The organism is Dactylosporangium thailandense (assembly GCF_059739745.1).
Window position 1 is genome coordinate 5395923 of record NZ_AP029195.1, and the last position, 11133, is coordinate 5407055.

An 11133-nucleotide genomic window follows, 5' to 3' on the forward strand; every position below is an offset into this window, starting at 1 on the left:
GCGTCGTTGTCATGGCGTCTGTTGCTCGGTGGTCGTCGACGCCACGGCGGCCGGCGCGGCATCGCACGGCTCGGCATCGGCGGGCGGGGCGATGTCGGCGGACGGGGAGGCGGCGGGCGGCGCGGGGAGGCGGCGGACGGTGCGCACCGGCGAGCACAGCAGCACCAGGGCGGCCACGAACGTGCCCGCCGTGCCCGCCAGGACGGTGGCCCGCAGCCCGGCCACGGTAGCGAACGCGCCGCCCAGCAACGCGCCGAGCGACGCGGCCCCGAGGATGCAGGTGCGCACCGTGGCGTTCACGCGACCGAGCAGTTCGTCCGGGGTGGACGCCTGCCGAAAGCTGATCACGGTCACGTCGAAGACGGGCACGCCGAACATGACGACAAAGCCGGCCACCGCCGCGATCGGGAACGCCGCCGGCGAGTGCGCGGGCACCACTCCCAGTGCGAGGAAGCCCAGCGCCGTCAGCGTCATCGACGACACGAGCGTCGGCCCCACGCCGAACCATCCGATGAGCCGGTCGACCAGGATCGCGCCGCCCAGCGCGCCCGCGCTGGAGGCGGCGACGACGAGGCCGACCTGCGCCGCGCCGATCCCCACCACCCGGACCAGGAACAGGAAGAACACCGACATGATCGCCGCGGAGAACAGGTTGATGATCGCCGCGGCGATGGTGCACCACAGCACCAGCGGGCGCCGCCCGATGGCGACAAACCCCTCGCGGATCGCGGCGCGGACCGAGCCGGCCGGCGCGCCGGGCGGCCGCCGCGGCGCCTCGTCGGCCGGCAGGGCGGCCGCCGTGGCGAACGACAGCACATAGCTGGCCGCGTCGATGAGCAGCGCGACCGGCGCGCCGAGCCAGGTGATGAGCAGACCCGCCAGGCCCGGCCCCGCGACCTGCGCCGAGGAGTCCGACAGCTGCAGCTTCCCGTTCGCCTCGGTGAGCCGGTCCCGGCCCACAAGGCCGGGCAGGTAGGACTGGTAGGCCAGGTCGAAGAAGACCGTCATGACGCCGACGACGAAGACCGCGACGTAGAGCTGGAGCATCGTCAGCCACCCGAACGCGTAGGCGATCGGAATCCAGCCGAGGGCCGCCGCCCGCACGACATCGGCGGCGATCATCACCGAGCGGCGCGCCCGGCGGTCCAGCAGCACGCCGACGAAGAGGCCGAACAGCAGGAACGGCAGCGTGTCGAGGGCGCCGAGCACGCCGGCCTGCATCGGCGTCGCGTGCAGCAGCAGCACGGCCGTCAGCGGTACCGCGACATAGGTGATCTGGGTGCCGAAGACCGACACCGACTGGCCGACCCACAGCAGCGCGAAGGTGCGCTGCCGCAGCAGCGACCGCGGCTTCGTCGCGGTGGCCTCGCTCGTCATCACAGGGTTCCTCTCTGTTCGAAATCTCCGCCGAACCGCCCGGGCGCGCTCAGCGCCCGGGCCCCCGGCCCGGCCAGCACCCGCCGCCGGCCGGGGGCGAGACCGCCGCGGTGGGCGCCGCGCGCCGACGGCGGCCGGACCTCCACCCGGCCGACAGGTACATCGACGTCCGCGAGCACCTGCGCGAGCACCTCGTTGAACCGCCCGGCCAGCGCCTGCACCGTATCGTGGTCGAACAGGTCGGTGGCGTACTCGATGACACCGACGATCCCGGCCGGACACCCGTCCGGGTCGTACTGCCCGCGCAGCAGGAAGTTCAGGTCGAACTTCGCCTCCTCGCGCCCCGGGAACTCCAGCTCGCTGATGCGCAGCCCCGGCAGGTCGTAGGCGACCTCGGCGTTCGTGTTGAACGACAGCATCACCTGGAACAGCGGATGGCGGGCCCCCGAGCGGGGCGGGGCGAGCAGTTCCACCAGCCGCTCGAACGGCAGGTCCTGGTGCTCGAACGCCGCCAGGTCGGCCTCCCGCACCCGGGCCAGCAGCTGCCGGAACGTCGGGTCGCCCGAGACGTCGGTGCGCAGCACGAGGGTGTTGAGGAAGAAGCCGACCAGGTCGTGCAGCGCCTCGTCGGTGCGCCCGAGCACCGGCGTGCCCAGCGGGATGTCGGTCCCGGCCCCGAGCCGCGACAGCAGCACCGCCAGTGCCGCCTGCACCACCATGTACGGCGTCACGCCGACCCGCCGCGCCAGCTCCTCGATCCCGGCGTGTGCCTCCGCGCCGATGCGCACGGCCGCCTCGGCGCCGTGGCGGCCGCCCTCCGCGGTGCGCGGCCGGTCGTAGGGCAGCCGCAGCTCGTCCGGCACACCGGCCAGCGCGCCGCGCCAGTAGGCCAGCTGCCGGCTCAGCCGGCTCTCGGGGTCCTCGGCCGCGCCGAGCATCTCGCGCTGCCAGAGCGTGAAGTCGGCGTACTGCACCGGCAGCGGCGCCCAGCCCGGCTCCCCGCCGGCACAGCGCGCCGCGTAGGCCACCGAGAGGTCCCGCGCCAACGGCCCGACCGACCAGCCGTCGCACGCGATGTGGTGCAGCAGCAGCACCAGCACGTGCTCGTCCGGGGCCACCGCGAACCCCTGGGCCCGCACCGGGATCTCGGTCGCCAGGTCGAACACGTGGGTCGCGGCGGCGGTCGCCAGCTCGCCGATCCGGTCGGCCTCGGCGTCGGCCCACGCCACCGGCAGCTCGACCGCGCCCGCCGGCACGACCCGGGCGACCGGCTCGCCGTCGAGGACCGGGAACACCGTGCGCAGGCTCTCGTGCCGCCCCACCACGTCGTGCAGCGCGGCGGCCAGGGCGGCCCGGTCCAGCCGGCCGGACAGCCGCAGGATCAGCGACATGTTGTACGCCGCGCTCGGCCCGGCCAGCTGCCCGACGATCCACAGCCGCTGCTGGGCGAACGACAGCGGCAACGGATCCGGACGGTCCGCGGTCACCAGCGCCGGCCGCGCGGTCCCCGTCGCCTCGAGCGCACCGGCCAGCGCGGCGACGCTCGGAGCCTCGAACAGCGCCCGGATGCCGACCTCCACCCCCAGCACCGCGCGGATGCGGGCGACGAGCCGGGTGGCCAGCAGGGAGTGGCCGCCGAGCTCGAAGAAGCTGTCGTCGACGCCGACGGCGGGCCGCCCCAGCACCTCGGCGAACGCCGTGCACAGCAGCGCCTCCCGCAGCGTGCCGGGGGCCCGGTGCGCGGTGACCGGCGCGTGGTCCGGGACCGGCAGGGCCTTGCGGTCCAGCTTGCCGTTGGCGGTCAGCGGCAGCCGGTCGAGGACGACAACCGCGGCCGGCACCATGTACTGCGGCAGCCGCCCCGCCGCGTACCGGCGCACCGTGGCGGCCGGCGGACCGCCCGGCCCCGCCGCCGGGTCGGCGACCACGTACGCGACCAGACGCCGGTCGCCAGGGACGTCCTCGCGGACCACGGCCGCGGCCCGGGCGACGCCGGGGCACTCGGCCAGCACCGCCTCGACCTCGCCGATCTCGATGCGGAACCCGCGGATCTTCACCTGGTCGTCGGCCCGCCCGACGAACTCGAGCGTGCCGTCGGAGCGCCAGCGCACCAGGTCGCCCGTGCGGTACATCCGCTCCCCCGGCCCGCCGAACGGGCACGCGACGAAGCGCTCCGCGCTCAGCGCCGGCCGCCCGAGGTACCCGCGCGCCAGGCCCGGGCCCGCGATGTACGCCTCGCCGGTCACGCCGGGGGCGACCGGCTGCAGGCCGGCGTCGAGGACGAACACCCGCATGTTGAACGTCGGCCGGCCCAGGATCGGCCGCGGCGCGCGGCTCGGCTCGGCGAAGACCTGGTACACCGTGCACTCCGTCGGCCCGTAGAAGCTGAAGCTGCGGCTGCCGTCGAGCGCGCCCAGCCACTCCCACAGCGCGTCGGGCACCGCCTCGCCGCCGACGACGAGCAGCGCCGGGCGGCGCCGGACGGTGTCGAACAGCCCGCCCGACAGGGCCGAGGCCATGTGCGACGGCGTCAGCTCCAGGAAGTCGACGTCGTGCGCGTCCAGCCACGCCGCGAGCAGCCCGAGGTCGGCCAGCTCGGCCGCGCTCACGATGTGCAGCTCGTGGCCCTCGACGAGGCTCGCCAGCTGGTCCCAGCACGCGTCGAACGAGATGGAGTTGGTCAGCGCGACCCGCATTGGCCGCCCGCGCACCGAGCCGGCGGCGAACACCGACTCGCGATGGACGGTGATGAAGTTGGTGATCCCGCGGTGCGGCATCACCACGCCCTTGGGCGTGCCGGTGGAGCCCGACGTATAGATGACGTAGGCCGGGTGGGCGGGGTCGAGCGGCCGGGTGCGCGCCGCGTCGGTCGGGTCGGCGGCCCAGCCCGGCTCGGCCGACAGCTCCCGGTCGGTGGCCGGATCGTCGAGCACCAGCCGCGGCGCGCCGGCGGGCAGCCGGTCCGCGACCGCGCCGACCGTCACCACGCACGACGGCGCCGCGTCCTCGAGCATGAACGCTACGCGCTGCGCCGGGTAGTCGATGTCGATGGGCAGATAGGCCGCGCCCGCCTTGACCACGCCGAGCAGCGCCACGATGAGCTCGATCGAGCGGGGCACCGCCATGGCCACGACGTGCTCGGGTCCGACGCCGCGGCCGATGAGGTAGTGGGCGAGCCGGTTCGCGCGGGCGTTGAGCTCGCCGTAGGTCAGCACCACGCCGTCGAAGACGACCGCGGTGGCCGCGGGCGTGCGGGCGACCTGAGCCTCGAACAGCGCCGGCAGCGTCGTGGGCGGGATCGGACGGGCGGTGTCGTTCCAGGTGTACAGCACCCGCTCCCGCTCCTCGGCCGAGAGTACCGAGACCAGGTCGACCCGCAGGTCGGGCGCGGCCGTCAACGTGTCGAGCACCCGGGCGAAGCGTTCGGCGATGCCCCGCACGCTGTCGTGGTCGAACAGCTCGACGGCGTAGGAGACGTCGCCGGTCAGCCCGGCGGGCCGGCCGTGCTCGTCGAACGACTCGCGCAGCTCGACGGCGAGGTCGAACTTCGCCGGCGGGTCGCCGTCGGGCCGGACCTCGACCGCAACGCCGGGCAGCTCCAGGACGGCGTCGGCGTTGTTCTGCAGCGCGAGCAGCACCTGGAACAGCGGATGGCGGGCCATGGAGCGGGCCGGCGCCAGGTCTTCGACCAGCCGCTCGAACGGCACGTCCTGGTGCGCGAAGGCGTCCAGCGCCGTCTCGCGCACCCGGGCGAGCAGCTCACGGAACGACGGCCGGCCGGACAGGTCGGTGCGCAGGACGAGCGTGTTGACGAAGAACCCGACAAGGTCGTCGAGCGCGGCGTCGGTGCGCCCGGCCGTCGGGGTGCCGATCGGCACGTCCTCGCCGGCGCCCAGGCGCATGAGCAGCACCCCCAGCCCGGCCTGCAGCACCATGAAGACCGTCGCGCCGGCCTCCCGGGCCAGCTCGGCGATCCCGGCGTGCAGCGCGGCCGGCAGCCGCAGCGGCACGCTCGCGCCCCGGTGCGAGGCCGTCGCCGGGCGGACGCGGTCGACCGGCAGCGGCAGCTCCTCGGGCAGGCCGGCCAGCGCCCGGCGCCAGTAGGCCAGCTGGCCGCTCAGCCGGCTCCCGGGATCGTCCGCCGCGCCGAGCAGCCGGTGCTGCCACAGGGTGTAGTCCGCGTACTGCACCGGCAGCGGCGACCACCCCGGCTCCCGGCCGGCGAGGCGCGCCGCGTACGCCACGGACAGATCCCGCGCCAGCGGCGCCAGGGACCATCCGTCGCCGGCGATGTGGTGCACCAGCAGCACCAGCACGTGCGTCCGCGCGCCGGTGCCGATCAGCCGGGCGCGCAGCGGCACCTCGGTCGACAGGTCGAAGCCGTGCCCGACGGCCCGCGCGACCGCCGCGGCCACGCCGGACGGCCCGACGCGGTCGGCCGGCGTCACCGCGAGCACCTCGCCGAGCTCCTCGACGGGCACCACCCGCTGGCGGGGCCGGCCGTCGGCCGACGGGAAGACCGTGCGCAGCACCTCGTGCCGCGCCAGCACGTCGCGCAGCGCCGCGGCCAGCGCGGCGACGTCGAGCGGGCCGGACAGGTCCAGCACCGCCGCCAGGTTGTACGTCGGGCTGGGCCCCTCCAGCTCGCCGAGGAACCATAGCCGCTGCTGGGCGAAGGACAGCGGCATCGGCTCCGGGCGGGCCGCGGCCGTCAGCGCCGGGCGCGACGACTCGGCCCCGGCCAGCGCGGCCGCCAGCGCCGCCGCCGAGGGCGACTCGAACAGGGTGCGGACGGTCAGCTCGACCCCGAGCACCGCGCGGACGTGGGCGACCAGGCGGGTCGCGAGCAGCGAGTGGCCGCCGAGGTCGAAGAAGTTGTCGTCGACGCCGACCGCCGCCAGCCCCAGCACCGCGGCGAACGCGTCGCACAGCAGCTCCTCGCGCACGGTGCGCGCGGCGCGGCGCGTCGAGGCCGCGGCGTAGTCCGGGGCGGGCAGCGCCCGGCGGTCGAGCTTGCCGTTGACCGTCAGCGGCAGCCGGTCCAGCACCACCACCGCCGCCGGCACCATGTACTCGGGCAGCCGCGCGCCCGCGTGCCGGCGCAGCCGGCCGGGCAGCTCCGCCGCCGCGCGCGGGTCGAGCGCGGGCCCGGGCACCACGTACCCCACCAGGCGCCGGTCGCCGGCGACGTCCTCGCGCGCGACGACGGCGGCGTGGGCGATCCCGGGGTGCTCGGCCAGGACCGTCTCGACCTCGCCGATCTCGATGCGGAACCCGCGGATCTTCACCTGCTGGTCGGCCCGGCCGAGGTACTCCAGGCTCCCGTCGGCCCGCCACCGGCCCAGGTCGCCCGAGCGGTACATCCGCTCGCCCGGCGCGCCGAACGGGCAGGCCACGAACCGCTCGGCGGTCAACGCCGGCCGGTTGAGGTAGCCGCGGGCCAGCTGCGGCCCGACCACGTACAGCTCGCCGGTGACCCCCGGCGGCACCGGCCGCAGGCCCGCGTCGAGCACGAGCACGGCCAGCCCCGGGATCGCCCGGCCGATGAGGCTGCGGCTCGGGAAGTCCGTCACGAGGCCGGCGTCCAGCGCCAGGGTCGTGGTGTGCACGGTCGTCTCCGTGATGCCGTACATGTTCACCAGCCGGGCCGGGTCGTGCGGGCGGCCGGCGTACCAGTCCCGCACGCGCTCGAACGACAGCGCCTCTCCGGCGAAGACGATCGTGCGCAGGGCGAGCGGGCGCTCGCCGGGCCGGTCGGCCCGCAGCAGCTCGTAGAACGCCGACGGCGTCTGGTTGAGCACCGTCACCCGGTGCGCGGCGAGCAGGTCCAGCAGGTCGGCCGGGGACCGGGTGACCTCCGCGGGCACCACGACCAGGCGCCCGCCGTGCAGCAGCGCGCCCCAGATCTCCCACACCGACACGTCGAAGGCCAGCGAGTGGACCATCGCCCACACGTCGTCGGGGCCGAAGCGGTACGTGTCGCGGGTGCCGCTCATGAGGCTCACCACGCTGCGGTGCGCGACCAGCACGCCCTTCGGGTTGCCGGTCGAGCCGGAGGTGTAGATGACGTAGGCCGGGTGCTGCGCCAGCAGCGGGGCGACCCGCTCGCCGTCGGCCAGGTCGCCGCCCGGCCGAGCCCGCAGCGCGGCCGCCGTGTCCGGGTCGTCGAGCACGATGCGGGCCCGGTGCGCGACCGGATCGTCCACTGTGGACGCGGTGACGATCGCGACGGGCTCGACGTCGTTGAGCATCAGCTCGATCCGCCGCGCCGGCAGCGCCGGCTCGACCGGCAGGTACGCCGCCCCGGCCTTGAGCACCGCCAGCACCGCGACGATCATGTCCACGGACCTGGGCAGCAGCACCGCCACGAACCGCTCCGGCCCGGCACCGCGCTCGACCAGCGCTCGCGCCAACCGGTTGGCGCGCGCGTTGAGCTGCCCGTACGACAGCTCGGTGTCGCCGAACACCACCGCCACCGCGTCCGGCGTCGCCGCGGCCCGAGCTTCGAACCACGCGGGCAGCGTGGCCGCCGGCCCGGCCGGATCGTCCGCGCGTGCGGCCAGCAGCAGCTCCCGCTCCGGGCCGCTGAGGAGGTCCGCCCGGCCGACGAGCCGGTCGGGGTCGGCGACGAGCTGCTCGACCAGGCGGCCGAGCCGAGCCACCAGCGCCTCGACCGTGGCGCGCTCGAAGAGCTCGGTGGCGTACTCCACGACCCCCACGATCCCGGCCGGCCGCCCCTGCGGCCCGTACCGCGCGCGGAGCTCGAAGTTCAGGTCGAACTTGGCCGTCTCCCACGGCGGAACCTCGACCTCGCCGACCCGCAGGCCGGGCAGCGACACCGCGATCTCCGCGTCGGCGTCGAAGGCCAGCATCACCTGGAACAGCGGGTGCCGGCCCAGCGACCGGGGCGGGTCCAGCACCTCCACCACCCGCTCGAACGGCAGGTCCCGGTGCTCGAACGCCGCCAGGTCGGCGTCCCGCACCCGGGCCAGCAGCTCCCGGAACGTCGGATCGCCCGAGACGTCGGTGCGCAGTACCAGCGTGTTGACGAAGAACCCGACCAGGTCGTGCAGCGCCTCGTCGTCCCGGCCGGCCACCGGCGTGCCGAGCGGCACATCGGTCCCGGCCCCCAGCCGCGACAGCAGCACGGCCAGCGCCGCCTGCACCACCATGAACGGCGTCGCGCCGGCCGGGCGGGCCAGCGCCTCGATCCGCTCGTGCACCTCGGCGTCGAGGGCCACCGGCACCTCGGCCCCGCGATGGCTGGCCACCGCCGGGCGCGGCCGATCGAACGGCAGCGCCAGCTCGTCCGGCAGCCCGGACAGCGCGTCGCGCCAGTACGTCGACTGCCGGGCCATGGCGCTGTCCGGGTCGTCCGGCGCCCCGAGCAGCTCGCGCTGCCAGAGCGTGTAGTCCGCGTACTGCACCAGCAGCTCGTCCCAGCCCGGCGCCACCCCGACCACCCGGGCCGCGTACGCCGCCGCGAGGTCGCGGGTCAGCGGCCCCACCGACCAACCGTCGCACGCGATGTGGTGCAGCAGCAGCACCAGCACGTGCTCGTCCGGCGCCACGACGAACCCCTGGGCCCGCACCGGAATCTCAGCCGCGAGGTCGAACACGTGCCCGGCGGCCGCGGCCACCAGGTCGGCGAGCTCGTCGGCACCGGCGTCCACCCACTCCAGCGGCGGCCCGACCTCGCCGGCCGGCAGGGTGGACTGCACCGGCCCGCCGTCGACGACCGGGAACACCGTGCGCAGACTCTCGTGCCGCCCGACCACGTCGTGCAGCGCCGCCGCCAGGGCGGCCCGGTCCAGCCGGCCGGACAGGCGCAGCACCAGCGGCACGTTGTACGCCGCGCTCGGCCCGGCCAGCTGGCCGACGAGCCACAGTCGCTGCTGGGCAAAGGACAACGGATTCATGCAGGCTCCCTCGCTGAGTTCCGACCGCGGGCGCGCACTCACCGGCCGAGGTGGTGTCGTTGCAAGCCGGCGAAGTCCCCGGCGTCGCGCCACTGCTGCAGCAGCCGGAAGTAGCCCAGGCCGTCGGCGCACAGATACTCTTCCCAGATCGAGTACGCACCGAGGTCGGTGCCCTCGTTGTTGCTGTAGCCCGGCGTGCAGGTGGCCAGGAACGAGCGCCACTCCGCGTCGACGCCCACCTCGCGCATCCAGGCGTCCTGGGCTTCCTGCGTGACCTCCACGACGTCGACGCCCGCCCGCACGGCGAAGCCGACCACGGCCGCGACCGTCCGGGCCGCCTCCGACAGGTTGTGCGAGAGGTTGGAGAACCGCATCCCGCCCGTGAACGGCTGCACGAGGAACGCGTTGGGGAACCCGTGCACGTGCAGGCCGTGCATCGTGCGCAGGCCGTCGGCCCAGGCCTGCGACAGCCGCCGGCCGTCCCGGCCGACCGGGTCGAAGCCGCCGCGGCGGATCGGGTCGGTGCCGACCTCGAACCCCGAGGCGTAGATGATGCAGTCCACCGGGTACTCGGTGCCGTCCACCACGACGCCGCTCGGCGTGATCCGCTCGACCCCCTTGCCGCCGGTGTCCACCAGGTGGACCGTCGGGACGTTGAAGGCGGCCAGGTACTCGTCGTGGAAGGTCAGGCGCTTGCACGGCAGGTGGTACCAGGGCTTGAGCAGCTCCGCCGTGCGCGGGTCCCGGACGGTCGCCGTCACGCGGGCGTGGATCTCGTCCATCTTCTCCAGATCCGCGTACACCTCGCGGCCGATCCCGTCGGCGCCGTCCTGTTCCGGGTCAGGCCCCTCCCCGGCGGCGCGTCCGCGCCGGGCCAGGGCGGTCCAGCTGTCGTCGACGAGGTCCTCGGCCGGCTGCTCGGCCGCGGTCATGTTCGCCGCGTAGTTGTCCAGCCACCGCTGCTGCCAGCCCGGCGTGGCGATGCGCGCGAACCACTCCGGATCGATGGGCCGATTGTTGCGGACCTCGATCACCGACGGCGTGCGCTGGAACACGAACAGCTCCCCGCACGCCGTCGCCAGGTGCGGCACGCACTGCACGGCGCTGGCGCCGGTGCCGATGACGGCCACCCGCCGGTCACGCAGCCCGCCCAGCGGCCCGCCGGCCGGATCGCCGGTGTAGGCGTAGTCCCACCGGCTCGCGTGGAAGGCGTGGCCCGCGAACGTCTCGATGCCGGGGATGCCCGGCAGCTTCGGCACCGACAGGTTGCCCAGGCCCCAGGCCACGAACTGCGCGGTGAACGCGTCGCCGCGGTCGGTGCGCACCGTCCACCGCCCGGCGGCCTCGTCCCACTCCAGGCCGGTCACCCGGGTGTGGAACAGGGCCTGCTCGTACAGCCCGTACTGCTTGGCGATGCGCTGGCAGTGCTCCAGGATCTCCGGGCCGTGCGCGTACCACTCCGTCGGCACGTAGCCGGTCTCCTCCAGCAGCGGCAGGTAGATCAGCGAGGCGACGTCGCACTGCACGCCCGGGTACCGGTTCCAGTACCAGGTGCCGCCGACGTCGCCGCCGGTCTCGACGATCCGGACGTCGTCGACCCCGGCCTCCTTGAGGTACGCCCCGGTCATGAGGCCGGCGAAGCCCCCGCCGATGAAGGCGACGGTGACGTGGTCGCGCACCGGTTCCCGCTCCACGCGGTCGGTGAACGGGTCCTCGGCCATGTGCGCGAGGTCGCCGGCGAGCGGTCGGTACTGGTCGTTGCCGTCCGGGCGCAGGCGCTTGGCCCGCTCGGCGGCGTGCTTCTCGAGAACCTTCGACACATCGGGCCTGGGCATCA

General features: G+C 75.0%; 3 protein-coding genes. All 3 read right to left on the reverse strand.

What is annotated here, in order from left to right; all coding sequences use genetic code 11:
- Positions 1–9: 9 nt before the first annotated feature.
- From AC6JBM_RS23470 to AC6JBM_RS23480, 3 genes are read right to left on the reverse strand one after another with little or no spacing between them, the layout of a single operon-like run.
- Entirely contained in the window at positions 10–1377 is a 1368-nt protein-coding gene (locus AC6JBM_RS23470; protein ID WP_497985720.1) for an MFS transporter, read from the reverse strand.
- A complete protein-coding gene (locus AC6JBM_RS23475; protein WP_497985721.1) occupies positions 1377–9296 on the reverse strand; it encodes an amino acid adenylation domain-containing protein in 7920 nt (2639 codons plus the stop codon). Before AC6JBM_RS23475 ends, AC6JBM_RS23470 begins: the two co-directional genes overlap by 1 nt.
- Before the next feature lie 38 nt (positions 9297–9334).
- Positions 9335–11131 carry a flavin-containing monooxygenase gene (locus AC6JBM_RS23480; protein ID WP_497985722.1) on the reverse strand — a complete coding sequence of 599 codons (1797 nt, stop codon included), beginning with the start codon at positions 11129–11131 and terminating at the stop codon, positions 9335–9337.
- Positions 11132–11133 lie beyond the last annotated feature (2 nt).

Coding starts and splice junctions, on each gene's coding strand:
- AC6JBM_RS23470 (WP_497985720.1), bottom strand. CDS start 1,377: ATGACGAGCGAGGCCACCGCGACGAAGCCGCGGTCGCTGCTGCGGCAG.
- AC6JBM_RS23480 (WP_497985722.1), bottom strand. CDS start 11,131: ATGCCCAGGCCCGATGTGTCGAAGGTTCTCGAGAAGCACGCCGCCGAG.
- AC6JBM_RS23475 (WP_497985721.1), bottom strand. CDS start 9,296: ATGAATCCGTTGTCCTTTGCCCAGCAGCGACTGTGGCTCGTCGGCCAG.